23 protein-coding genes are annotated in these 26,491 nt (G+C 45.4%); 4 read left to right on the top strand and 19 right to left on the bottom strand.

Features of this window, described 5'->3' with window-relative positions; all coding sequences use genetic code 11:
* The first annotated feature begins 92 nt into the window (after window positions 1–92).
* On the top strand, window positions 93–6,308 hold the full coding sequence (locus KH172YL63_RS09845) for a carboxypeptidase regulatory-like domain-containing protein (RefSeq protein WP_173105936.1): 6,216 nt from the start codon (window positions 93–95) through the stop codon (window positions 6,306–6,308).
* Between the two features lie 881 nt (window positions 6,309–7,189).
* Here the strand turns inward: KH172YL63_RS09845 and KH172YL63_RS09840 are convergent.
* The 12 genes from KH172YL63_RS09840 to KH172YL63_RS09785 all read right to left on the bottom strand — a co-directional run bounded on the left by KH172YL63_RS09840 (window position 7,190) and on the right by KH172YL63_RS09785 (window position 21,007).
* Entirely contained in the window at window positions 7,190–7,771 is a 582-nt protein-coding gene (locus KH172YL63_RS09840; RefSeq protein ID WP_173105935.1) for a hypothetical protein, read from the bottom strand.
* Window positions 7,772–7,864: 93 nt separating this feature from the next.
* Window positions 7,865–8,302 carry a VOC family protein gene (locus KH172YL63_RS09835; RefSeq protein WP_173105934.1) on the bottom strand — a complete coding sequence of 146 codons (438 nt, stop codon included), beginning with the start codon at window positions 8,300–8,302 and terminating at the stop codon, window positions 7,865–7,867.
* 221 nt (window positions 8,303–8,523) lie between these two features.
* Window positions 8,524–8,979, bottom strand: a complete 456-nt coding sequence (locus KH172YL63_RS09830; protein ID WP_173105933.1) for a staygreen family protein — start codon at window positions 8,977–8,979, stop codon at window positions 8,524–8,526.
* A 52-nt stretch (window positions 8,980–9,031) separates the two neighbouring features.
* The gene (locus tag KH172YL63_RS09825) at window positions 9,032–9,814 is read right to left on the bottom strand and encodes a hypothetical protein (RefSeq protein ID WP_173105932.1); all 783 of its coding nucleotides are present in this window, start codon (window positions 9,812–9,814) and stop codon (window positions 9,032–9,034) included.
* Between the two features lie 148 nt (window positions 9,815–9,962).
* Window positions 9,963–11,387: an alanine/glycine:cation symporter family protein gene (locus tag KH172YL63_RS09820; protein WP_173105931.1), complete on the bottom strand. Its 1,425-nt coding sequence runs from the start codon at window positions 11,385–11,387 to the stop codon at window positions 9,963–9,965.
* A gap of 292 nt (window positions 11,388–11,679) precedes the next feature.
* Entirely contained in the window at window positions 11,680–14,118 is a 2,439-nt protein-coding gene (gene parC, locus KH172YL63_RS09815) for a DNA topoisomerase IV subunit A (RefSeq protein WP_173105930.1), read from the bottom strand.
* Window positions 14,119–14,121: 3 nt separating this feature from the next.
* Window positions 14,122–16,092, bottom strand: a complete 1,971-nt coding sequence (gene parE / locus KH172YL63_RS09810) for a DNA topoisomerase IV subunit B (protein ID WP_332066975.1) — start codon at window positions 16,090–16,092, stop codon at window positions 14,122–14,124.
* A gap of 287 nt (window positions 16,093–16,379) precedes the next feature.
* The gene (locus KH172YL63_RS09805; protein WP_173105929.1) at window positions 16,380–16,787 is read right to left on the bottom strand and encodes a CoA-binding protein; all 408 of its coding nucleotides are present in this window, start codon (window positions 16,785–16,787) and stop codon (window positions 16,380–16,382) included.
* 180 nt (window positions 16,788–16,967) lie between these two features.
* On the bottom strand, window positions 16,968–17,867 hold the full coding sequence (locus KH172YL63_RS09800) for a glycine betaine ABC transporter substrate-binding protein (RefSeq protein ID WP_173105928.1): 900 nt from the start codon (window positions 17,865–17,867) through the stop codon (window positions 16,968–16,970).
* Window positions 17,868–17,890: 23 nt separating this feature from the next.
* Window positions 17,891–18,547 (bottom strand): ABC transporter permease, encoded by a 657-nt coding sequence (locus KH172YL63_RS09795; protein ID WP_173105927.1) that lies wholly within the window; start codon window positions 18,545–18,547, stop codon window positions 17,891–17,893.
* On the bottom strand, window positions 18,544–19,524 hold the full coding sequence (locus KH172YL63_RS09790; RefSeq protein WP_173105926.1) for an ABC transporter ATP-binding protein: 981 nt from the start codon (window positions 19,522–19,524) through the stop codon (window positions 18,544–18,546). Before KH172YL63_RS09790 ends, KH172YL63_RS09795 begins: the two co-directional genes overlap by 4 nt.
* Window positions 19,525–19,708: 184 nt before the next feature.
* Window positions 19,709–21,007 (bottom strand): purine/pyrimidine permease, encoded by a 1,299-nt coding sequence (locus KH172YL63_RS09785; RefSeq protein WP_173105925.1) that lies wholly within the window; start codon window positions 21,005–21,007, stop codon window positions 19,709–19,711.
* Window positions 21,008–21,202: 195 nt separating this feature from the next.
* Between KH172YL63_RS09785 and plsY the strand changes: the two genes are divergently transcribed.
* Both plsY and KH172YL63_RS09775 read left to right on the top strand, forming a co-directional pair.
* Window positions 21,203–21,787: a glycerol-3-phosphate 1-O-acyltransferase PlsY gene (gene plsY / locus KH172YL63_RS09780; protein WP_173105924.1), complete on the top strand. Its 585-nt coding sequence runs from the start codon at window positions 21,203–21,205 to the stop codon at window positions 21,785–21,787.
* A 212-nt stretch (window positions 21,788–21,999) separates the two neighbouring features.
* Entirely contained in the window at window positions 22,000–23,160 is a 1,161-nt protein-coding gene (locus tag KH172YL63_RS09775; RefSeq protein ID WP_173105923.1) for a CapA family protein, read from the top strand.
* A gap of 64 nt (window positions 23,161–23,224) precedes the next feature.
* Here the strand turns inward: KH172YL63_RS09775 and KH172YL63_RS09770 are convergent, their stop codons facing one another.
* Window positions 23,225–23,485 (bottom strand): hypothetical protein, encoded by a 261-nt coding sequence (locus KH172YL63_RS09770; protein WP_173105922.1) that lies wholly within the window; start codon window positions 23,483–23,485, stop codon window positions 23,225–23,227.
* Between the two features lie 120 nt (window positions 23,486–23,605).
* On the opposite strand from KH172YL63_RS09770, the gene KH172YL63_RS09765 reads away from it, so the two are divergent.
* Complete coding sequence (locus KH172YL63_RS09765; protein ID WP_173105921.1) at window positions 23,606–23,896, top strand: HesB/YadR/YfhF family protein; 291 nt, start codon at window positions 23,606–23,608, stop codon at window positions 23,894–23,896.
* A gap of 52 nt (window positions 23,897–23,948) precedes the next feature.
* Here KH172YL63_RS09765 and KH172YL63_RS09760 read toward each other — a convergent pair whose 3' ends face one another.
* The 6 genes from KH172YL63_RS09760 to KH172YL63_RS09735 form a co-directional block, all read right to left on the bottom strand.
* Complete coding sequence (locus tag KH172YL63_RS09760) at window positions 23,949–24,254, bottom strand: hypothetical protein (RefSeq protein WP_173105920.1); 306 nt, start codon at window positions 24,252–24,254, stop codon at window positions 23,949–23,951.
* 46 nt (window positions 24,255–24,300) lie between these two features.
* On the bottom strand, window positions 24,301–24,720 hold the full coding sequence (locus KH172YL63_RS09755; RefSeq protein ID WP_173105919.1) for an acyl-CoA thioesterase: 420 nt from the start codon (window positions 24,718–24,720) through the stop codon (window positions 24,301–24,303).
* Between the two features lie 165 nt (window positions 24,721–24,885).
* Window positions 24,886–25,110, bottom strand: a complete 225-nt coding sequence (tlp, locus tag KH172YL63_RS09750) for a small acid-soluble spore protein Tlp (protein WP_173105918.1) — start codon at window positions 25,108–25,110, stop codon at window positions 24,886–24,888.
* A 74-nt stretch (window positions 25,111–25,184) separates the two neighbouring features.
* Window positions 25,185–25,328, bottom strand: a complete 144-nt coding sequence (locus KH172YL63_RS09745) for an acid-soluble spore protein N (RefSeq protein WP_044336998.1) — start codon at window positions 25,326–25,328, stop codon at window positions 25,185–25,187.
* Window positions 25,329–25,433: 105 nt separating this feature from the next.
* Window positions 25,434–25,580, bottom strand: a complete 147-nt coding sequence (locus tag KH172YL63_RS09740; protein ID WP_173105917.1) for an FbpB family small basic protein — start codon at window positions 25,578–25,580, stop codon at window positions 25,434–25,436.
* A 195-nt stretch (window positions 25,581–25,775) separates the two neighbouring features.
* Window positions 25,776–26,363, bottom strand: coding sequence for a TlpA disulfide reductase family protein (locus tag KH172YL63_RS09735; protein ID WP_173105916.1), 588 nt, complete (start codon window positions 26,361–26,363; stop codon window positions 25,776–25,778).
* Window positions 26,364–26,491 lie beyond the last annotated feature (128 nt).

Here is a 26,491-nt window from a genome sequence, read left to right as displayed (position 1 = left end):
CAAACCTAATCTCTCTTGAGGCCTAGTCCGTTTTCCAATTTCTACATAAACTATTAAGAGTATGAAAACATATAGAAAGGAAGGGATGTGTAATGCAATTCCCAAGCGCTTCCCAGTATACTCCCTTATTGGTAAACGGGACCCCGCTGTTTGATAACTTCGGGGATGAATCACCGCAACCGATTGACATCGTAGGAAACAGTACGTTCCCGGCCGGATTCATTGCCTATGATGGTGAAAACATCTTCTTCAGGCTCCGTTTGAACGCGGACCCGAGACAAGGACAGGGCTTCAGGCAATTCGCATGGGGTGTTTTGTTCAATACAACAGGGGATGCAGGAACGTATGACTGGCTGTTGAACGTTGATGGATTGGATGAATCAGTCAATATCTACGAAAATATCATAAAGGAGTTCAACTCATGGAATGATCCTGCTGAAGGGATTAATGGAAACCCAAACTTCTCACAGCCAATCACAAATTTCGACTATGCCAGGGTCATATTAGCGGATTCTTCCATTGATGGTGATCAGGATTACTTTTTGGACTGGTTTCTGCCTGCCGATACGATATTCAACGTGATGGGCATCAATGAAACATCAACGATATCCACGGTATACTTTTCTTCTGCAAACTCAAACAACTATAACAAAGATTCCCTGCAAACCAATGAAGGCTTTGAGTTTATTGATGCCTTCACAGACCCCATTACTGTAGAAGATACAGATGTCCGTGCACGCCTAAGTGTAGCGAAAACACTCACAAGCGGACCGACGCAGGTGGAATTCGGTGAAACGGCCACTTGGACCGGTACGGTCACCGTATCCAACATAGGTAAGGCTCTTGCTACCGCCATATTGGCAAATGATGTGATCGGTCTTGATAACATTGTGACCTACTCTATTGATACAATTTCTCAAGGTACCGCAGTATTTAACGGGACGACCAAGACCGTTACATGGGACGTCGGTAACTTGGCAGCGGGTGATACGGCCACGTTGACGTTCACAGCAACAGGAAGCTTTACCGATGATCAACAAGCGAGCTTTTTCCTCGATCAAGTCACAGCTGACGGTGTAGATAATTTATCAGGAGATCCGATTCAATCAAATACAGCCACCATTCCGATTACAGTACTCGACGACGCATCCGTAAACGGGACGATCATCGATTCATCCAACGGGGAATTTATTGCCGGGGCAACAGTAGAATTAAAGCAAGGTGCTACGACGGTTGCGACTACGTCATCGGATATTAATGGTTTCTATGGATTTGTAAATGTCGCACCAGGAAATTATACAGTTGTAGCCTCAAATCCACCTGATTATACTCAAGCATCAGTCCCTGTCACGGTAGCAAGCGGAGAATCGGTCTCACAGGATATCTTCCTGTCCCCGGCTACCAGTACCATTCAGGGAACGGTCACTGGCAGTGCGATCCCTCAGGTAAACGCTACCGTCAGATTATTGAACAACTTCGGGGTAGAAGTGGCGACCACGACAACCAATGTAACAGGAAATTACTCTTTCCTTAACGTAACACCTGGGCCATATATCGTAGAAGCGATCGCCAACAATTTCCAATCAGCACAAGAGCCGGTCATTACTGAACCAAATACCGTATCCGTGGTCGATTTCGATTTACTTCCTAACCCGGGCGCCATCGAAGGAACCGTGTTTGACCAAACGAACGGAGACCCGATCCCGAACGCTACAGTAGAAGTATTGACGAATCAAGGGGTATTTGTAGAATCCACGACAACGGATGCTCTCGGGTACTATTTACTCGAGGACCTGGCCGAAGGGACGTATATCGTACGGGCGAGTGCAGCGGATTATGGAACAAATTCAGTCAGTGCCTCCGTCACAAGCGGCGTAACGACAACGTCGGATGTTCCTTTGCAGCCCGTTCCAGGCACGATCAGCGGGAATTTGACAGACGATGTCAGCGGTCAGCCCATCAGCGGAGCGGTTGTACAGATTATCAATTCATCCGGGCAGGTGGTCACGACTGGTACGACGGATGCATTGGGTAATTATACGATTGAAAATCTCGTTCCGGGCAGTTATTCAGTAGTTTTCAGCGCAAATGGCTATTCCAATACGGTCCTTGGGGCAATTGTTACACAAAACCAAACGACCACCCTTGACGCTGGGCTAGATCCGATTGCAGGGCTTGTGACGGGTACAGTGACTGATAATGCGATGATTCCGATAGAAGGGGCACTAGTTACGATTGTCCAGAACAATATTCCAATTGCAACGGATATCACCGATCAGAACGGAAATTATGAAGTACCAAACCTGGCGCCCGGCTCGTATACCGTAGTAGTCAGCGCGGACAACTTCACAACAGAAACCGTAGGAACCATCATTACGAGTGGAGAAACGACAGTGACCAATGTGGTGTTGGCGCCAGACCCTGGAACGTTGTCAGGAAATGTGACGAACGATTCAGGCGATCCGATTGCAGGCGCGACCATCAGCATTCAAACGAATGTGGGCATCATCTTGACGACCGTGACAGATTCGAATGGTAACTATGTGGTAGAAGGACTTGCACCTGGAAACTACACGGTCACAGCAAGTGCTCCTAATTTCCAGACACAGATCATAGGAGCGTCAATCTCTTCCAATCAGACGACTGCCTCAAACTTTATCCTGGTGTCAAATCCAGGCGGAATCATTGGTCAGATTACCAATGTCCAAACAGGTGATCCGATTTTGGGTGCCAATATAGAAGTTCGAATACTCGACTCCACAGGCGCGATCGTATCCACGATTTTTTCTGACACGAACGGTCAATTCTCCAGTAATCAACTTGCTCCCGGTGAATACACACTTGTTTTCTCTGCTGATAATTTCCAAACAACCGCTGTATCGACATTGGTCGAAGCTGGACAGACGGCTACAGTCAATGTTGGTTTAGTGCCTGATCCAGGCTCCATTCAAGGTACAGTCCTGGACATAAATTCACAAGCTCCCCTCGCAGGGGCCGAAGTCACTGTGGTGGACGGGCAGGGCTTTGTTGTCGCAACCGTCATTACCGATGTCAATGGGGTTTTTACTGTTAATGGATTGACCCCCAACAGCTATAATGTCACAGCCATCGCATCCGGATATCAGAACAATACGATAGGAGCCATTGTGTTAAGTGGCGAAACGACCCCGGTTGCCATCGAACTGGAACAAAATCCGGGCAGCATTACCGGTGTCGTTAACCCTATCGTTCCAGGGACGGTTGTTAGGCTATTCAATGCGAGTGGTGTGTTCATTTCATCGGTCATAGCAGACGACAGCGGCGCATTCTCATTTAATAACCTCGCACCGGGGAATTATACTGTCACAGCAAGTGCAAATAACTATGTGACGGCTACCACAGGTGTTCAGGTAGTCTCGAATCAAGCCTCACCAGTGACGCTCACCATGCAGCCATCACCAGCATCTGTTTCCGGACGGATTGTCGATGCGAACAATCAACCTATCCAAAGCGCCATCGTTGAAATAAGGGATGCTGCAGGCGACTTGATCGCTGAGACCTTTACCAATGCAAATGGTGAGTACTTTATTACCGGGTTAGGTTCCGGCTCATATACAGTTGAAGTATTTGCTGACGGATACGCACCGTCCTTCACTGGTGTGACAGTCTCTTCAGGAGAGATGCTGACTGACATCAACCTTACTTTGGTGACAGAAAGGGGAGGTATCAGCGGATTAGTGACAAATGCTGACACCGGGGACTTCATCCCAGGTGCGACCGTCACGATCAGGGATGTGCAAACCCAGGAAATTGTCGCCGTTACCACAACAACTTCTTCAGGAACGTACCTGGTTGGTGACTTGCCAATCGGTGAGAAAATCGTCACCGCATCGAAAACCGGATTTGCCACCGGGCAAACCGGGGCCATCGTTACAGCAAGGGACACGACAGGGGCAAACATCGCTTTGACACCTAACCCTGGAACCATTTCCGGGTTGGTCGTGGATGAAGACGGGAATCCAATCACCGAAAACAATACAACAATCATAATCGAGGATGAAAATAAAACCGTTATCACTTCACTGCTTGCAAATCCTGACGGGACTTTTACAGTACCTGACCTTGCGCCCGGAACGTACTATGTGGTGGCGTCTGCTCCCGGATATGCATCATCCACGGTCGCTGCAGTTGTTGTTTCCAATCAAACGACGAATGTCACAAATGTATTGGTAGCGTTCCCGGTAACTTTGACATCTACTGTGATCGATGCGACGACGCTGTTGCCAATATCCGGCGCGACGGTCACCGTCGAACAGACAGACGGTGTCAGGATCGCCGTAGGATTAACCAATGCCAATGGCCAAATCACCTTCAATAATCTGCCTAGCGGTGAATTGCTGGTGACCGGGTCTAAAAACGATTACGGAAGTGATTCCAAATCGATATTCAGCAGTCCGGGCGATACGGTCACAACTACTTTGCGTCTTTCACCTGTTCCAGCAGGTGTGAACGGATTTGTCACCAACCTCGATACAGGGGAGCCGATCCCAGATAGCGTGATCCAGCTGTACGATGATACGTCAGTGCTGATTAAAACAGTTTTGACCGACTCCACAGGTGCATATGTACTGACAGATCTTGCCCCGGGCAACTACACTATCGTGGCCAATGCTTCAGGATTCGGCCCTGAGACAGCAGGCGTATTCCTGTCTCCAGGGCAAATCGCCACGGTCAGCTTCGCAATGACGCCATCAACTGCCGTAATCGAAGGGACTGTCACCAGTTCCGTCACCGGATTGCCTGTACCTGGTGCTACGGTAGTCATACGGCAAGATGGCCCGACCGGTCCGATCATTTTCACGACCGTCACTGATGAAAACGGATTTTACAGAACCACGGAACTTTCTTCAAGGGTGTATGTACTAGTGACAAGGGAGCCGGAGTACAGTTCTGAGAACGATACAGTTGTTATCCAGGACAATACGACGATTATCTTGAATTTTCAGTTGACGCCAACTGGCGGAGGGGTGCAGGGCATCGTCAGGAGCGCAAGCAGCGGGCTCCCATTAGCGAACACGTTAATTTCTGTGATCGACGGCGAAGGGAATATCATAGCCACAATCCCGACGGATATAAACGGAGAATATTTCATTTATGGTCTTGCTCCCGGCAGCTATGATATCACGGCTACCAATCCAAATTACCAGGCAGGAATAGGTGCTCTTGTTATTGAAACAGGCGTCACGGAGACAGTTAATTTTCTGTTACTCAATAATCCTGCAACACTCCAGGGCTATATTACCGATGGTGATACCGGTAATAAAATCATAGGTGCATTAGCCGAAGTCTTCGTAGATGGCGTATTGGTCGGAAGTGCACTTTCAGACGGCATGGGATATTACAGAATCCAAGGCATACCGGTTGGAAGAGTCACGCTGCGTGTCAGCTATCCAGGTTACGGTACTTCAATCAATACTGTCGATTTAAGGGCAGATGAAATTCGGACCATCAATGTGCCATTATCAAGATTCCCTGCCAGTGTCTATGGACGCGTAACGAATAGCATCACAGGAGAGCCAATTGCAAACGTACAACTGACGGTCACGATCCCAGGTTCCGACCTGCCTATTCAAACCACCTATACAGACGAATTAGGGCGTTATACTTTAGTCGGGCTCCCGCCTGGCACGTATGTCCTGATTGCCAGTACCCAAGGTTACGAGGAAGCGAGATTCACCCTCACACTGGATCCATTTGAAGCACTACTGTTAAATATCAGCCTGGTACCGCTCAGTGGTAACCTGAGCCCCGAGTGTATTTCAATCGACAAAGTGTACGATTGGGTCGTATTTGTTGCATCACAAAAACAGACTGTTTTCTTTCCACAAGCAGTATTGACCGGTGCTTCACCTATGGAGTTAAGGACCAGTATAACCGGCATTCCTACAGGTAGAGTCATTGCACTAGCAAACGGAAACCCGGGTGTTGCCACAATCAGATTTGAAGTCACAGTACAAGTCGAAGTGATTGAGAACGGTTCAGATGAACCGGTACTGTCCTTTGAGGTTCCTGTGACATTCGACGAGGAACTGGCCATTTGTATACCTGAACCGATGACTCCATCCAACGTGTCAGTGAAGGTAATGGAGACGTTCATCAGAGCGGGCAGCACCATAACAAATGAACAGTTCACACTGCTGACAAAATTATGTGTAGAAGTGGAAAGCATCTATCCTGTAAAGCTCGAATTGCTCGGAGGATTCTGTTCTCCACGGACCAATCCGAAGAGGACACCAGAAGATCCGGATGATTGCACATTCATTCGATAATGAAATGAGAGACAAACGATAAGAAAGATGAAAGCAGGGCTTTGCGCCTTGCTTTACATAGAACAACATAAGAGACATAGATGAATGCATGTGAATTAGATACAAAAAAGAAAATGAGCGTTAGATATATGGGGAGAAAAAATAAATCACATTCATAAGGATCATTCCGGATTAAATTTTTATTGTGGATGATCAAAATACAGGAAAATAAATTGGGTTGGAGTGTAAATGAAAACAGTTTAAGGTTTATACACGTTAGTAAAAGATAGGTATGCAGGAAGAAAAGCGGAGGAGGAAGAGAATTTAGGGTTCTCGTTGTTTTCCTTTTCTAGTTTACATAATATATATTATCGGAAGTTAATCCGAAATGACTGAATGAGTCTCATAAGGCTAGTATACGCCTTATATTGAGACGGAATAAAAATTTTGGTAAATGAGACACTTTCCATAATAAATGATATTGAGAAGTTTTTAATGAGTTACTTCTCAAAAATTATTTCGGATAACTTCCAAGTCTTCCTGATAAATTTTCGGTGCTGTTCAAAAATCCCTGAATCGGTTTACAATCTGTTGATCTCTTCAAATCATCATTAATTGGCGGTCTTTTAGATGAATTTTCATTAATCTCTGTATGAATATCAGCTGTATCTCAACAGCCATAAAATATTCCATAAATATCCTACTGCATACTCATCAACAACTTTTCTAAGCCAAACATGTGCAAATAATATCTTCTTTAATTCATGGGAAGGAAAAATAAGCCTCCTCCCCCTTCATTTTCATTCAGGCAGTCCCTATCGAGTGATTTAAAGGGAACGCTGCCGCTAAGTCAAAAGAAGATCAACGGCAAGCGTTTATCTACAGTAGTTTTAATGATCCTCCTATTTAAACTCATGACCACTCATCGCTGAACACGTTTTACAGAACTTTGCCCATTTTGGCGGGAAGTGGTTGTCCCCAACTTTTATTTCACAATGCGTATCGTATTCTATCCGCACTCGCCAATGAGTACCATCCATTACTAAACAAACGGTATCGTATTCTTCAGCCCAGTTCACGAAATCACATCGATAAAGTTCATGAGGATAAAAATCTATATCCTCATCAGTCAATAATGTATAATCACTCTCTTGTTTTCCGTCTAAAAAAAGGTATTCGGTATGATGGTCTACTCTTTTGTCTGCAAGATCAACCCTCACATGATGGTTCGGACCGGGAAACCCGCCTACATAAGAGTGGATCACTTTTATCCTTTTATAAGGTTGCTCCCCCTCGTACTTTTTCCAGGTATGGTCACAATCTGCACAATGATACTTTGCATTGCCAATCGAATACGTATCATGTAAGAACTCATCCGGTCGTAATTGAAACTCCGGTTGATCCGGAATCTCCGGAATGATGTCATACGTGTTATATCCCTTGCATTTTGGACACAGGGGTGTAATTCTTCTTGGAACGGGCACAATGAAACCCCTTTTCTTATACTGCGTTTAGCTCTTTATTATGTAAACAAGATTCTACATGCTTGCATCAGTTTTTTGCATATTCCTCATCCATTATCTGAGTTCCTCCGCCAGTTCTAACATGATTCCTTCTGGACCACGAACGTAGCATAACTTATATTTGTCTTCATATTGCTGGATTTCGCTAAAGATTCCGGTCCCCTTTCTTTTCAAATGGGCAACCATGGTGTCAAGATCGTCTACTGCGAAGCAGATATGCCGGATACCGAGCGTGTTGGGAAGCGTGTGCTGAATGCCCTCTTCATCAGCGGGTGTGATATATTTAACGAGTTCGATCCATGTCTGACCGTCCGGCAAGCCCATCCCTACGCATGACGTTTTTACCTCCTTTAAGCCAACGATCCTGTCCAGCAATTCTCCATCCATCTCCCATTCCGCTTTCACCTCAAGTCCTAAATCAATAAAAAATTCTTTCGCGCTTGAAAGATCATGCACGTTTATACTGATATGATCCATTCTTGTGATTTTCATTTCTCTACCTCCAACGCATGAATAGGTTCTATTTGAAATGATTTCGACATGTTCCTCCAATACCCTCTAAAATTCCAATCAGTTTATGCAATTGCGAAATCAATGACTTTAATAAAGCATATACGCTTCCTAAAGTTTACATAATACTATTATGAATGAGTAAAACCCACTTTTTTAAGAAAGTAAATAAGCATAAAGAGAAATCTCCTTATGCTCTTACTTCATAACCTATATTGCCTCGGCGTTCCAAAATATATGGTTTGTTGAAACTGTGGGAAAACTGATTCGAAGCAAATGAAGATCGGTGCATCGAGCAGCCATGGATAGTACGTATAAAACCCTTCATCCCCGTTTACAATCGCTGATAAAGCAAGCGGGATCTCTTTCTTAAAGATCATGTATCTTACGTTTGAAAGCTGCTGATCATATTCTCCCCCGCTCACATAAACGGTTCCTGCAAGTGTATACTGACCGAGGTCCCTTCTCCACTCTGCTTTTACTTCGTCCCGCATGGCAGGATTGATGTGTGAGGGGTCAAAATGACACCCGATGCTTAAACATAATTCACCTGTGGAGTCTGAGTGTGTCAGGGTGTATTTCCTGTTATCAATCGGGTAGAAGCTGGATGCTGGAGGTAAATGGGTCACTACCAAGTTCTCTGGCTTAAATTCACTCATGTGTAAGCCTCCTATTGTTCAAAATGGGCTTACAACAGAGTATGATAAATGCCTATAAACGGTTCCTGCCACCGCTTTCTTTCCATTTGATTTTCTTCAAGTTCCATTTCCCTTGATCATAATACCAATACGAGGTCACCGTGCCGATCCCGTCCGCTTTATAGGCACCGCTGATTTGCTGATATCCTTTGAGGCCCTTACCCTTTTTACCGAAAATCTTGACAGGCTCGAAAAAGGCATAAGGCAATACCATCAATTCCATCGGTTCATTCAATTCACCATCCGTATAAATGCCTAATTTCTCATAGTCTTCTTTACGGTCCGCTAAATTCACCGTATATGCCTGATTTGTGTCTGCAAATGACAGTGATGCCTTGTAATCATCTTCAAATTGCGCCTGTATCGTCAGTGGCTCAGGAAGGCCGATATCCTTCAGCTGACCGCCTGCAGCAGTATGGAGGTCCATGTCATACAGTCCGCCGCTTCCTCCTGTCGCTGATGAATACAACATATCCTTTATTCCGTCGTGATTGAGGTCGACAAACTGAATGGCAGGTTCGTATCCGCCTTCATAGTCAATCCGCATCTTACTGCCTGCTGAAGTGGCAATGTCTGCCCAAATCTGCTTCAGGAAAAGGGCGTCAGGAGAAAATGGGATTGCCTTCAGTTCAATTCGGTCTTTCTTTCCATCTCCGGTTACGTCTTTTTCATACGTATGAATGAGAATTTTATTGGCTGACGGTTTTTCCTCTGAAACAGTTGAAATATTACCTGCAATGGCATGAAGCGACAGAATAAAGAAAGCCCCGAATGCAAATAGTAATTCTTTTCTCATGATCCTCTCTCCTTGATACAAAGTTATTCTCCATTATTTTCACCAAAGAAGGAAAATCTATGTAATACTAATCTCATTTAACCATACCGGTGTACCGGAATATAAAAAAGACCAACCCATTACAATCAGGTTGGTCTTTCCGAGTTCATTATTTTTGTTTACCAGACTCAGGCTTTGCTTCCCAGCTTTCAATGCCCTGTAACCCCTTGATCGAGTTAGAGTAGAAAACGGGATCCTTCCCTTGTCTCTTTTGCTCACGGTAATCTTTCAATGCCGCAATCGCAATCTTAGTGAGTAGTGTGATCGCGATAAGGTTGATGATTGCCATCAGACCCATAAAGAGATCAGCAAGACTCCAGACGATATCAAGCTGGACAACCGCTCCGAAGATCACCATGCCAACGACCGCCATACGGTAGATGAATAGGGACACCGGGCTGTACTTGATGAATTCGATGTTCGTTTCACCGTAATAATAGTTTCCGATGATTGAGCTGAATGCGAATAAGAAGATTGCCACTGCAACAAATGTATCGGCCCATTCACCAACATGGAAACTTAGGGCTGCCTGCGTCAACTGGATACCATCGATCCCTGTCGTATATTGATCAGACAAAATGATCATGAACGCAGTTGCTGTACAGATCAGAAGTGTGTCAGTGAAGACACCCAGGGTCTGGATAAGTCCCTGTTTGACTGGGTGTGTGACACCCGCGGACGCTGCTGCGTTCGGAGCACTACCCATTCCTGCTTCATTCGAGAACAATCCCCGCTTGATTCCCATCATGATCGCTGCGCCGACTCCGCCGCTTGCTACTTCACGGATACCGAATGCATTTTCAAAGATGATGACAAACATATTTGGAAGTGCTGTAATATTCGTAATTAAGATAAAGAATGCAAGGATCAGATAAAGGATGGCCATGATTGGAACGACGATTTGAGTGACGCTCGCAATCCGTTTCACCCCTCCGAAGATGATGACGGCCGTCAGAACTGCCAGGACAATACCGACAGTCAAACGGTCAAATGCGTAAGCCTCTTCCATCGCAAGCGAGATCGTGTTGGACTGAACAGAGTTGAAAACAAGTCCGAAACAGAATGTAATGATGATCGCAAACAGGATTCCCATCCAACGTGCGTTCAAACCTTTTTCCATATAGTAAGCCGGGCCCCCACGGTACCCATCTTTACCGTCTTTCACCTTGTAGATTTGGGCAAGTGTACTTTCTACGAAGCTTGTCGCTCCGCCAAGCAGTGCAATGATCCACATCCAGAAGACGGCACCTGGGCCACCGCCTGCGATTGCAGTTGCAACACCTGCAAGGTTACCTGTACCAACACGTGATGCAGTTGAGATCGTGAATGCCTGGAAAGAAGAGATACCACGTTTTCCTTCTGCCGAGATCGTTGTCTTATCTGTCAGAAGTCTCCCCATCTCCCCCAGGTAACGAAATTGAGCAAATTTCGTGCGCAGTGAGAAATATAGTCCCAATCCAATCAATCCGACGATCAGGATATACGACCACATATAGTCATTTAGCGTACCTATGATATTTGAAAATAAATCCATCATTGTTCCCCCTTAGTTGTATGTATTATGCATGATTTTGTGTGAACCTATGTATGTTTACCCATTCAGACACTTATTTAATCTACCAAAAAAAGAATTTCCATTCAACTTAAAAATTCATATTGTTGAAAGAATATGAATTGTTGTACAATCTCTCCCTGTGATTGTACAACAATCATGAATGAATATACATTCGACATTCAGAACCAGTCGTGCCTTCCTCATTATTTTCCAAATCATGTGTTTTGTATTCAAAAAAGACCAGGAACGGCCCTGGTCTTTTTGTCTGTCATTATTCTTTTTTATCAGGGAGAAGTGATTCTGTCCAAGTTTCATAAACAGAGCCGCTGTCCCCTTCATCGATGACAAATGATCCGTTCGAGTACCGGTCATTTGGTCTGAGGTCTTTCACCTGTACTTCTTCCATTTTACCTTTATTCGTGATGAGTCCGACTTTATCCGTATCTCTCACGATTTCAACGCACACGACACGGTGTGGATTCGACTTCAATTCACGGAGCATGATGACCCCGCGTTTTGCACGGGAGGTTTTCTCGAACTCTGCCAACTTCATCTTTTTCACTGCGCCGCGCTGGGTGGCTAAGAAGATAAACTCTTTCGCAGGATCTCTTACCAGTTTCCCTGAAACGACAAAGTCATCGTCTTTCAGATTGATCGCTTTCACCCCGGCTGCACGGGGTCCGACAATATTGACATCTTCTTCAGAGAACCATAATCCAAAGCTCAAATGAGTGGCAAGGAAAACATCGTGGGAGCCGTCAGTCAGATGCACATCGATCAATTCATCATTACCCTTTAAATTGATTCCTACAAGGGGGCGTGAGTATCTCTGTGCCTTGTACTGAGGAAGCTCGGATTTCTTAATCATTCCGTTCTTTGTTACAAACAGCAAATAGTGTTCCGCTGAGAACTCTTTAATCGGGATAGCTTTGAGCACCTGTTCGTCACGATCGATCGGGACGATGTTTCCGACATGCTGGCCAAGATCTTTCCACCTGATATCAGGTAATTCATGAACGGGGCAATAGATATAATTTCCTTTGTTCGTGAAAACAAGCAGGACATCGGTTGTATTCATCTCATACTGTCCAAGAAGCCTGTCTGTCTCTTTCATCGCCAGATCTTGTCCGTTTGACGCTGAATAGGAACGGAGACTCGTCCGTTTCATGTAGCCGTCCCGTGTGACGGTCACCATGACGTCTTCACTTGCGATCAGAACTTCAAGGTTGATCTTGAGTTCCTCGATTTCGTCTTCAATACGCGTACGTCTTACATCAGCGAATTTCTTCTTGATAGCCTTCAATTCTTTCTTGATGACACTGACAAGCTTGCTTTCGCTATCAAGGATGGCTGTCAGTTCCTCAATCGTTTTCGCGAGTTCCTCCGCTTCTGCCTGAAGGGCTGTAATATCAGTGTTGGTCAAACGGTAGAGCTGTAAGCTCACGATCGCTTCTGACTGGTCTTCTGTGAACCCGAACTTTTGAATCAGATTATCCTTTGCATCCCGCTTATCTTTGGAAGCACGGATGGCCGCAATCACCTGATCAAGAATCGACAGGGCTTTCATCAGACCTTCGACGATATGCTGACGGTCCTTTGCTTTCGTCAAATCATGGCGCGTCCGGTTCGTCACGACCTCTTTTTGATGCTGAATATAGGCATCCAGCAGTTGACGCAGGCCCATGAGTGTCGGACGACGGTTATGTATGGCAACCATATTGAAATTATAGGAGATTTGAAGGTCACTGTTTTTGTAAAGATAGTTCAGTACGCCTGTTGCGTCTGCATCTTTCTTTAACTCGATGACAATCCGCATACCGTCACGGTCTGTTTCATCCCGCACTTCCGCGATTCCTTCCACTTTCCGGTCAAGGCGGAACTCGTCCATTTTCTTGACTAGGTTCGCTTTATTGATTTCATATGGGATTTCTGTGATGACAATTTGCTGTTTGCTTCCACGGATGCTTTCAATCTCGGCTTTTCCACGGACAACCACTTTGCCTTTTCCGGTTTCATAAGCCTTCTTGATCCCTTCAATTCCCTGGATGATTCCTCCGGTCGGGAAATCAGGTCCTTTCATCACCGTCATCAAATCATCGACGGTACATTGAGGACGATCCATACGAAGGATGGCAGCGTCGATGACCTCACCCAAATGGTGGGGAGGGATATCGGTTGCATATCCTGCAGAGATCCCTGTTGAACCGTTTACCAGAAGGTTCGGGAAACGGGACGGTAAAACGGTCGGCTCACTGGAAGTATCATCAAAGTTTGGAACAAAGTCCACCGTCTTTTTATCAATATCACGGAGAAGCTCCGTCGAGATCGCAGAAAGTCTTGCTTCTGTATAACGCATCGCGGCTGGAGGATCCCCGTCTACGCTTCCGTTGTTTCCGTGCATTTCAACTAAATATTTACGCACCTTCCACGTTTGACTCATCCGCACCATGGCATCATATACGGATGTATCCCCGTGGGGATGATAGTTACCGATTACGTTACCGACGGTTTTCGCAGATTTCCGGAAACCCTTCTCCTGCGTATTCCCGTCTACGTACATGGCGTAAAGGATACGCCTTTGTACCGGCTTCAATCCGTCCCGTGCATCCGGTAATGCACGTTCTTGAATAATATATTTACTGTAACGCCCAAAGCGGTCGCCAAGTACTTCTTCCAGAGGTAAATCTTGATATCTTTCTACATTTGTCATCGTTTACCCCTCCTCTCCGACCGTAATATTTTCGTTTTCCAGTATGCTTCCGTCTTCTTCCAGGCCAAATGCTACGTTGCTTTCAATCCACTTACGGCGCGGCTCTACTTTATCGCCCATCAGCGTCGTCACCCGGCGTTCTGCACGGGCCGCATCATCTATGCGCACGCGAATAAGTGCACGGGTTTCAGGGTCCATTGTTGTTTCCCACAGCTGATCGGCATTCATTTCACCCAGTCCTTTATAGCGCTGGATCATATAGCCTTTTCCGACTTTTGAGATGGCACCTTTAAGCTCATCATCGGTCCATGCATATTCAAGCTTCTGTTTCTTACCGGAACCCTTGCTCACTTTATAAAGGGGGGGAAGGGCGATATATACTTTTCCTGCTTCCAATAATGGTTTCATGTAACGATAGAAAAACGTCAGGAGAAGCACTTGGATATGGGCTCCATCTGTATCGGCATCGGTCATGATGACCACTTTATCGTAATTGATATCTTCGACGTTGAATTCTGGACCGACTCCGCCACCGATGGCATGAATGATCGTGTTGATTTCTTCATTCTTGAATATATCCTGGAGTTTCGCCTTCTCCGTGTTAATGACTTTCCCCCGTAACGGCAGGATTGCCTGGAATTTACGGTCCCGTCCCTGTTTGGCTGAACCGCCGGCTGAATCTCCCTCCACAAGATATAATTCATTTCTCTGTGGATTTCTCGATTGTGCAGGCGTCAATTTACCTGACAGAACTGTTTCAGAGCGCTTACGCTTCTTTCCATTCCGTGCATCTTCCCTTGCTTTTCGTGCAGCTTCACGAGCCTGCGCCGCTCGGATCGATTTTTTGATGAGCAGTGAGCTTGTGTCTGGATTTTCTTCAAGGAAATAAAGAAGATGTTCCGATACGACAGCATCGACCGCTGAACGTGCCTCACTTGTCCCCAGCTTCCCTTTCGTCTGTCCCTCAAACTGGAGGAGCTCTTCAGGTATGCGGACGCTGACAATGCTTGCCAATCCTTCACGGATATCGGTACCTTCCAGATTTTTGTCCCGGTCTTTCAGAATACCCACTTTGCGGGCGTATTCATTGAATACCCGGGTCATAGCAGTCTTTGCACCTGCTTCATGTGTTCCCCCATCTTTTGTACGGACGTTGTTGACGAAAGACAGGATGTTTTCTGAGAATCCGTCGTTGAATTGAAAGGCAAACTCCACTTCAATCTTGTGATTCTCCCCTTCGAAGAAAGCGACGTTGTGAAGGGCGTCCTTTTCTTCATTTAAGTACTGGACGAATGCCTGTATCCCGCTTTCGAAATGAAAGACTTCCTTTTGATCATGGCGCTCATCTATGATTTCAATCTTTAATCCTTTTAGAAGGAAAGCAGACTCTCTCAGCCGCTCACAAAGCGTCTCGTAATTATAGGTGGTTGTGCTGAAGATGACAGGATCTGGTTTGAAATGAATACGAGTACCGGTTTTTTTCGTCTTGCCGATCACTTCAAGAGTGGTTTCCGGTTTCCCGCCTTTTGAAAAGCGCTGCTCGTATTTCACTCCGTCTCTTTCAATCGTCACGACGAGCCATTCTGACAAGGCATTGACGACAGATGCACCCACACCGTGCAGGCCGCCGCTTGTTTTATAACCGCCTTGACCGAATTTACCGCCTGCATGAAGCACTGTCAGGATGACTTCCGGCGTCGGCTTTCCGAGTTTATGCATCCCGGTCGGCATCCCCCGTCCTTTATCCTGGACTGAAATGCTATTATCCTTATGTATCGTAACAATAATCTCATCACCGAAGCCTGCAAGCGCTTCGTCAACTGAGTTATCGACAATTTCGTATACTAAATGATGCAAACCTCTTGTATCCGTAGATCCTATATACATCCCAGGTCTCTTCCGGACGGCTTCTAAGCCTTCTAATACTTGTATAGCATCATCATTATAATCCATGGTCTTATTCTGGTTGGCCACGAACATTCCCCTTTCAAAACTTCTCTGCCGATAATGGTATGGTTTTGTATGTTATTATCGGTTATGTATGTACTTACTATAACATAAGAACATTTGTTCGTTTACCTGTTTTCGTCATTTTCAAGGTAAACTCTATTGCTTATTGTAGCGTTTTATTTCATTTTCGCAAATGATATTTCCGTGAACAGATCCCATCCCCCTTGTTTTCCATCCCGGTTTAAGTCAACGAATGAGTACGCGCCTTCCGTAAAAAAACAAGCGGTAAGAACCGCTTGTCCGAGTAAGAATTATTTGGTTAAAGCTTGTTCAACCTTAATACAGCGGTCCATGATGACTGTATACCCCCGTTCTTTCAAAAAACGATACGCCTCTTCATTGACCACCCCTTGCTGAGCCCAGAAGACGTTTGAATTAAAGCGATCAAATTCTTCCGCGATTTCGGGCAGGAATTCCGACCGCCTGAATACGTTGACGATATCGACCGGACCGTCAATGTCCTGTAGTGAGCTTACTGCTTTCACCCCAAGGGCTGACTCAATGGTGGGATTAACCGGGATGATGTCATAACCCTGATCCTGCATGGCTTTTGAAACCATATATGATGTCCTGGCTGGATTATCACTCAAACCGATCACGGCAATGCGCTTAGACTGTTTGAGAATATGTCCAATTTCTTCACGTGTTGGGTTTTCCATAGGTGGGCACAACTCCTTCACTGAATCTGTTCTTCTACATCTGCTTCTTATGTCCTATTCTCCTTTTATACCATAATTCCCTTTGATTTTTTCAAAATTTTATAAAAAACGATTGTGAATTAAAGTCAAGCCAGAGGACTGGAGCAGGGCTCGGGCTTGACTGCCCATGTTCACCGGCGTTTACTTTTTAATCAACCCCTTTGAAATGAGAAAGTCACGGGCGACTTCCTTTGGATCCTGTTTATCCATATCGACTTTTGCATTCAGCTCACTCATCTCTTGTTCAGAAATCTTTCCGGCAAGTTCATTCAGCACTTCTTCCACCTCAGGATGTTCTTTCAACACTTCCTGGCGGATAATCGGCGCTGCATCATATGGCGGAAAGAATCCTTTATCATCTTCTGTTGTCTTCAAGTTGTAACGCTGGATCCGTCCATCGGTCGTAAAAGCAGGGATGATATCGACATCTCCATTTTTGACCGCTTCATACATAATATTAGGATCAAAGCTTTCCTTATCCTTGAATTCAAACCCGTACTCTTCAGAAAAGGCATCATACCCATCGCCTTCTCGTTCATAAAATTGATGGGGTGCACCAAAACTCAGGGTTTTCGAAAGCGGGACGAGATCTGAGAACGTTTTGGCATCGAAATCCTGATCTTCTGTGTAAGCGAGCGTATACGTATTCTCGAATCCAAGCGGCTTCAGCCACGTCACATCGAATTTCTTTTCATACCCTTTCCGCACCTGTGAAAGGATTTCATCTGCAGTTGCACCTTCTTCTGCCTGTTGTTTGAGGACCGCTTCAAGACCTGTTCCTGTATATTCCACATATACGTCGATGTCTCCTTTTTCAAGAGCTGGCGTCAGGATCGACACTTCGCCCAAGCCTTCTTCCACTTTCACATCAAGCTCGGTCTTCTCTTTCAGCAGTTCTGCCATCATGTGGGTTAAAATGTATTGCTCCGTCCACTTCTTCCCGGAGACAGTGATCGTATCTTTCCCGCCGCCGTTTCCGCATCCAGCGGCTGTGATGGAAAATATGATGAGTATAGCAAATGTCTGTAATTTTCTTTTCATTGTGATTCTCCTTTATCTCATGATTATTTTCGTGTTTTCAATCCTTTTGGAGTGGTCAGCTTCTCAAGTGCCTTCAAGAAGAAATCAAAGCCGAGGGCAAGCAATGCGGCAGGAATTGCCCCTGCGAGTACCAGACTATTATTCCAAGTTGAAAGTCCTCGATAAATCAGGTCCCCAAGTCCGCCTGCGCCGACAAAGGTGGCGAGGGTGGCGACACCGACCGTCAGCACAGTAGCCGTCCGGATCCCAGCCATGATGATTGGCAGGGCAAGGGGGAGCTCCACCTTAAATAATAGCTGTGAATCCGTCATCCCCATTCCCCGGCCGGCTTCGATGGCACCTTCATCGACACCGATGATCCCTGTATACGTGTTTCTCAGAATCGGCAAAAGGGCATATACAGTGAGCGCTATGATGGCCGTCATGCTTCCTGTACCAAGCAAAGGAATCAGGAAACCGAACAGTGCAAGACTGGGGATCGTCTGGAAAACGGCTGTAACCCCGATATATAACTCTGCGGTCCTTTTCTTTCTGGAAATATAAATACCCAGTGGAAGGGAAATCGCGATCGCTATGAAGATAGACACAAAAGACAAATATAAATGCTCCAGCAGTCCGGTCATGATCGCATCGGATCTGTTTGTGACCGTCTGAATGAATCCTATGGTGAGTGTGTTCATAACCCATTCGCCTCCTTATTCTGCTGTGAGGCGATGACTGAAAGAATGCCCTCTGCGGTGACAATCCCCACTTTACGGCCTTCTTGCATGACGACCACATATCGTTTTCCTGATGAAAGGAGGAGGCCAGCCGCTTCATTGATTGAAGCATCATGTGGGATCTGCGGCCCCTCACCATCATCCAGCATCACATGATCATTTATTTCATCCATGATGTCGATGACCTGCCTCACAGTTCTTCCCATTCGGTTCATTCTGTCCTCTCCGATGAAGGTGGAGACAAAATCATTGGCCGGATGATTCAACAGCTCTGAAGGCGTTCCTACCTGCTCTATCTTCCCATCCCGCATAATCACGATTTCATCGGCGATCTTCAACGCTTCGTCAATATCATGTGTGACAAAACAGATTGTTTTATGTATGGTGTTTTGAATACTCTTCAGTTCGTCCTGAAGCTGTTCCCGGCTGATTGGATCGAGGGCACTGAATGGTTCATCCATCAATATGATGGGTGGCTCGGCTGCAAGTGCCCGGATCACGCCCACACGCTGCTGTTGGCCTCCGCTCAGTTCAAGAGGATACCTTTTTCTATACACCGACGGCTCGAGTCCTACGAGGTTAAGGAGTTCATCTACCCGTCCTTCATATTTTTCCTTCTTCCATCCTTTCAGACGGGGGATAAGGCTGATGTTTTCTTCAATGGTCATATGGGGCAGCAAACCGATCCGCTGGATGACATATCCGATATTTCTCCTAAGCTCTACTTCATCTGCATGTGAGATATCTTCCCCATTGATGAGGATCGTGCCTTCCGTTGGTGTAATCAGCTTATTGATCATTTTCATCGTCGTCGTTTTTCCACAACCGCTCGGACCGATCAACGCGACGAGCTTTCCTTCGGGTACTGTCAAATCAATACCCTTGATCGCTTCCGTTCCATCTTCATACGTTTTTGTGACATTCCTGAATTCAATCATTTCTCCACCTGCCTAACTTCCTTTGACATATATTCTAAACATAGTAGTGATACCCTTTAGGTACAATACATAAACAAACCCTGTTGGTTTAGTGTGTGAGAAATGGGTTTTATACATACCTCCTCAATATTATTTCTATCTCCCGATGGAAAGCGGGATTTTTCAATAGAAAAAAACCAGCAAACTAATGTTCACTGGTTTCCTTTTTTCTACTATGCTTTTTCTCTATGTATTGTTCGACCACGATCCCGGTCATGGTACCAAGGATCAAACCGTTGTTTAAAATGGAAGCAACCACAACAGGCATATCCTTGAATGCCGATGAAGGAACAAACATTGCCCCGACCCCGACAATAAGGGCGATTCCCGCGACGAAATGAATCCGTTCCAGATCTTCTTCTTTCCGGTATTCACCAAGGGCAAGACCGACCATTTTAATGAAAATGACCGTTGTCACCGCATAGCCGACCGGAGCAGGCAGGCTGGCAAAAAGGTTCATCATTTTAGGGATAAGACTGATCAGAATAATGAGGCCGCTCCCTAATACAAACGGGATGACCGAATACATTCCGGTCGCAGCCACAAATCCTGCCGAACCTGAGATGGGAACAGAACCGATTGCTGAGAACACACCGCCCAGTAACTGATTCACCCCTGAAGCAAAGCCGCTTTTTGTATAGCGGTGGTGCGCAGGATGTCCGTTAGCCCTCATCACCGCTTCCATCACCCTGATGGAAGCGATCATATTGGTGGTCAGGAGGAAGGTAATGAAAATCGATGTGACGATGACACCTGTATCAAAGACAGGTGCTCCGAACACAAAGACTTCAGGGAGAGAAAACCACTGATCAGACACTGTAGCCCCTTCACCCAAACCTAACAGGATAAAAATCAGCCACCCGGTTATCATGGCTAGGATGATCGAGTATTGCTGAATCCATTTCCGCTTATGACTGGAAAAGTAGAGTGCCGCAAGGATTGTCAGCAGGCTGCCTGCGAGGACGATCGGCTGAAAGGATCCACCCTCGTGTTGTATGCCGAACATGCCTTTAATAAATGATCCGCTCAGCTGCAGAATCAGAAGCATCAAATAGATGAACGTGATCGTCGGTGTGAACAATGAGGATAGCTTTTTAAGCAATCCAGTGGCTGACAGTATGAAGAAAATCACACCACTGACAATCATCCCTCCCTGTAAAACGGTCATGATTTCTCCGTGACTGTCATAAAGAGTGCCTGAAAATCCGGCATAGATGGCAAAAACTCCCCACCATAACCCGGCCGGGCCTTCATTTATCGGGAGCCTATGACCAACCCATGCCTGAATGAGACTCGCGACGCCCAATACAAAAATGGTCCGCTGTATAAATCCCGCTGTTTCAGCCGGGGATAATTGAAACAAATCTGCTATGGCAATGGGAGCGGCAATCGATCCTGCGATCATGAAAGCCATCCACTGCAAAGCTGATAAAAAAAGCTGCATCTCGACTCACCTACATTTCAACGATTTAAAGTGTGTCCATTTTATCATACTTCACACCATCGGATATCCTTTTATGAAAGATTGGAATGATAGCTGATTTTAGGAACAGGTACTAATTTTTTCACGGATTTTCTCCCCTTGAAAAGGAAAACATGGTAAAATAAAAGCGAACCAGTTATTTTAAAAGGAGCAGTGATGATGATTTTTGCCCTTATTCTTGTATTATCGTATTTATTAGGCTCTATCCCATCAGGGTTGCTGATCGGAAAGACATTCTACGGAAAAGACATCCGTGAACATGGAAGTGGCAATCTCGGTGGAACGAATACCTTCAGGACCCTTGGTGTGAAAGCAGGTATGATCGTGACGATCATGGATATCCTGAAAGGTACTGCCGCCACTTTGCTGCCCCTATTGTTCGCAAGTGACGTACATATGCTGTTGGCAGGGGTATTTGCCGTCATTGGACACATGTACCCGCTGTTCGCAAACTTCAGGGGAGGGAAAGCTGTGGCAACATCTGCCGGAGTCCTCCTGGGATACAACCCCATCTTGTTTATCATTCTACTCGGTGTCTTTTTCATATGCTTATATGCAACGAAATATGTTTCCCTGTCATCCATGATTGCAGCGGTCCTCGCCTTTACATATTCGATCTTTACGGGAGACCTTCCACTCATAATCGTTGTCGGCATACTCGCCATTTTTGTCATTTACAGACATAGAGCAAATATTAAGCGCATTAAAGATAAAACCGAACCAAAAATCAAGTGGCTTTAAAAAGGTGACCCATTCAACCATCTCCCTCCAGCGGGCGGTTGGTATATGGGTCACTTTTTTACTGGCACCTAGACGTATATACCTCTCTTCCTATGAGAAAGATGATGGTAGATGCGCGTTTCGATAAAGTTCTACACCATTTTTGACAATTAGCACAAAACACATCGGAAATTATGTAAAATAGGGATAGAGACAGATAAAGGATGATGAATATGAAGAAAAAACGCTCCATCATTGCACTGGCCATATCCCTGCCATTGCTTCTTGTCATGGGCTTTCTATTATATGGACAGTTGACAGAATTTAAAGCCGCATCCGGGGAGAAAGAAACCCTTTCATCGCTGCTGCACACCACACGGGAAGTTGAAGCTTCGGAAAAGTCCATCAATACCACTGCTTCTATCGCTGCAATCGGAGATATCCTCCTCCACGATACGGTGTATAACGATGCGAACAGCGGTTCCGGCTATCAATTCTCACAGATGTTCGCACCTGTTAAAGACATCTTATCCGCGCCCGATTTCTTGATTGCAAACCAGGAATCGACCCCTGGCGGTGCAGAGCTCGGACTTTCAAGTTATCCGCTTTTCAACAGCCCTAAAGAAATCGTGAAAACACTGCAGGAAGTAGGCGTCGACGCAGTAACGACAGCGAATAACCACTCACTAGATCAAGGGGAAAAGGGGTTAAAAAGCGCAATCGATTACTATGAAGAGATTTCGATGCCCTATGTTGGTGCCTTTAAAAGCAAAGAGGATAAGGATCGCATCCGTACATTCAACGTGAACGGAATTAAGTTTGCCCTCCTTTCATATACGTATGGAACGAATGGCATCCCGGTCCCTCAGGGAAAAGATTACTTAGTCAATTTGATCGATGAGCAGAAGATGCTGAAGGAAGTCAGGAAGGCAAGAATGATGGATACAGATATCGTTGTATTAAGCCTCCATTGGGGTAATGAATATCAGCGCTTTCCGACCGGGGAACAGGAAAGACTCGCAAAAGTGCTGACGAATAACGGGGTTGATATCATTTTCGGTCATCACCCGCACGTTTTGCAGCCGATTCAGACCTATAAGACTGAAGACGGACGCGAAGCCGTCGTTATCTACTCGCTCGGAAATTTCCTTTCAGGACAAAAAGACGATTTTAAAGATATTGGTGGAATGGTGACAGTGCAAGTAGATAAAAGGAGTAACCCCGCAGGTACGAAGATCACATACCCTTCCATCGATTTTCAGCCAACATTCGTGTCTGAAAATCACTATAAAAATTACAGGATTTACCCGCTGGATTTTGCCGAGAAAAACGGTTTAATCCGTTATTCTCAAGAAGAAATGGTATCTCACATGGTGAATGGACTGCCGGAGTGATATCTCTTTCATAAGGGGTAACGCCATAATAAAAACGAGCCTACTATACGGTAAGCTCGTTTTTTTAATGTCCCCCAAAGATCAATGAATTGAAGAAGATGCCGCCAAGCGCCAAAATCGCCAGGGCACCGTTGATCATTAAGAATGTCTTTCTGTTTCCTTTAAAGAAAAGGGTGATCATTCCGTAATAGATGAGTGCCGATGTGATGATGAATGCACCCGCTTCCATCTGATAGACCGGATCATGCAGTTGAATGAAAGTTAAGATGCTCAACCCTGCAAAGATAAAGGCGCCTATGTAATACAGCAATGCTTGTGTCTTCATGATTCTCCTCCTTTATGCGTATGGGTAGATGTTAAAGCTTATCTATGTATATAATATGTAATGAAACTTTCTTTGTCCAGAAAGCAGGTTGGACATGAAGTACAGAGAGGAGCTTCATCCATGAATATACATATTTCTGAAAAAGCGTTGTTTTGGTTTAAAGATGAAATGCTGGTGGAAGAAGGCGGACAAGTACGCTTTTACGTACGTTACGGAGGCTCAAGTCCTCTTCATGATAGTTTTTCCTTAGGTGTGACAAAAGATGAACCTGTCGACATCGGTGAACAGGTTGTGGTCGAAGACCGGACGTTTTTTATTGAAGAAAGGGATTTATGGTTTTTTGACGGTCATGATTTGTACGTCGAGTTTGACGAAACACTTCAGGAACCATCCTATGAGTACAAAAAATAATGTGGTCTAAGGCTGGCAGACGCCAGCCTTTTTCCTTGTTTGAAGGTCATTTTCACCCCTTCAGGAAGCGATCGATATGATCATGCAGCCCTTCATTCCGAAGAATCTTGAGCTGGGTATCCCCTACAAGATCAAAATGAGGGAAGCCGCCTTCACGCTGATGAATCCATTCCCTTTTCAAGCTGTATTGATCTCCCCAGCGAGCTAACGTATCCAAATCACAACAGCCTACTTTCGTGACGGACCGGGCACCAGGAAACCGATCATCAAGCCAGTAATGGGTCAAAAAAGCAATGTCACCGCCCATGACCGCTTGTTTCCAATCCTTTAGCTCTTGTCTGTTAATGCCGAATGCCATGGAAAGCCCCCTTTTTCCCTGATTTCCCGGATTATGTATGGATGAATTAAGATTTCATTGCTTTTTCGTATGCTTCATGCCAGTGAGGGAACATTTTCCTGATGGAGACCGGACGGAAATTTTCCTGTTTGACACATACATGCTTTGATTGACCGGTGATGGCAAGCTCATTCTTCCCGTTGAAAATTTCATATGCATAGGTGATGCGAAGACCATCATAAGCTTCCACCCATGTTTTGATGAACGCTTGTTCTCCGTATCTGACTGGTGACTTATAGCTGACATTCAGGTCGATGACAGGAGATAATATGCCCTCTTTCTCAACATCCGCATATTTGAACCCCAGGTCCTCAATCAGCTGTGTGCGCCCCAATTCCATCCAGACCAGGTAATTGGCATGGTACACAACCCCCATCTGATCTGTTTCTGCATAGCGGACTTCTATTGTTTTTTCTGCAATATGCATGTTCACACCCTCTTCGTCTATTGAGTATCGTTCCCATTTTATCATAGTTGTCAGAGGCAATATACAAATCCGCTTGCTGTGAAAGGGACAATCTAAAATAACAGCATGACCCAGGCCGGACGCCATTTGATGGATCGTCCTTCCCGGGTCATGAACTGATTGGGTTTATTTCCTTGCGTTCGCTTCGTCTTTAATTTCGCTTCGGAATGCCTGGAGGCTCTCTCTCCGGCGTTCATTCTTAGCCTGAATCGATTGCAGCTGTTCCTCACTGTCCGTTAAAGCCATGGACTCCTCAGCTCGATCGATATTCTCAATCGTATGCTGCACCATGCCTTGAAGCTTCTCAACATTATCACTGCGATCATCCGGATTCTGCTTTTCCCACGCCATCCTGAATTCCTCCTATATCAATCATATTTTTGGGGGACGGACCTTTCCGTCCGGGTAGCTGCTACAGGTAAACTTTATTCACCCTTTGTTTGGATGACCTGTGCATGCTTCCCTGATTTATCCTGCATCTGTTTCCCTTTATTGCCGCCTGCAGCTCTGGACTGCGTACCGATATGGTTAGGCGCGAAATGATTCGGACTACCTTTTGAGTTGCTCATAAACTTCCCCTCCTTACTAATATGATTTCCAAATTGGCCGGGTTGATAGGGCGTAATTATTGGCATGTATGAATGTCAGGCAAAAAAAATAAGCCTCGTAATTTCTTACTCGGCTTTTCCAATGGAACGCTTTATCTCCAATCTTGCATCAATCCGCTCTTCTATCGCATCCATCGCATCTTGATCGAGGAGTAATTGTTTTTTGTTTTCCTTCACAAGATCTGCGAATGATTTTTTCCTTGGTCTGCGCATGTTCTTCCCCTCACTCTCTATTGTGGTTTGTATAAATAGTATATCCAAATGTCAGATATTTTAAACAAAGGTCACAATTAGAGGATCAGGTGGGCCGCTTATCGGGTTGCCCGGACACACGGACGGTGTGAGGTCCGTCCCCCGTTGGTGGTTGCTAACAGTGATTTACGTATGTGTGGTGTGGAGGTCCGTCCCTCACTTGAGTAAAGCGGTAAAGGCGTCGAGGGTGGTGATGGCTCCGATGTGTTTGTTGGTGATGATGCCTTGTTGGTTGATGATGAAGGTGGTGGGTACGGTCAGGATGTCGTAGGCGTTGTTTATTTTGTCGTCTTTGTCGAGAAGGATCGGAAAGGTGAGTTTCATGGATTTTTGGTATTCCTTGACGTTATATTGAGGATCGATATTGATGGCAAGGACTTCAACGTCATCTCCGTGTTTTTTATAAAACGATTCGATGATAGGCATCTCTTCTTTACAAGGCGGACACCATGTCGCCCAGAAGTTCAGTACGACTTTCTTCCCTTTGAACTGAGATAAAGTCATGGCCTCGCCATTCAGCGTCTCAAGCTTAAAGTCGATTGCTTTATCCCCGATATTCGGACCTGCCGCTGTTTCGACCGACTGCGTTTTGGCAAGCTCTCCTTCGTCGATATCAATCAATTGATCATATGAAGCAGCCGCATCAAACGAGTCTTCTGAAAACGAATAAGGATCCGATGAATTCTCAATATAAAAGCTGAAAATCAATAATGTGACAAGTAATACCCCAAATATGGCTTTCAAAGCAGTACGCTCCTCTCATAGAAATGATCGTACTACCATGTTATGTAAGCTTGTCTCTTTTTAGACATTGTAATATGGACATATCCCATAACCTAAAATAAGCCCCGGGAGACTCCCGGGGCTTCATG

The organism is Bacillus sp. KH172YL63 (assembly GCF_011398925.1).
In the GTDB taxonomy this organism is placed as follows: domain Bacteria; phylum Bacillota; class Bacilli; order Bacillales; family Bacillaceae_B; genus Rossellomorea.
Note: the sequence above shows the minus strand (reverse complement) of the source record. Positions and strands in the feature narration are given on the sequence as shown.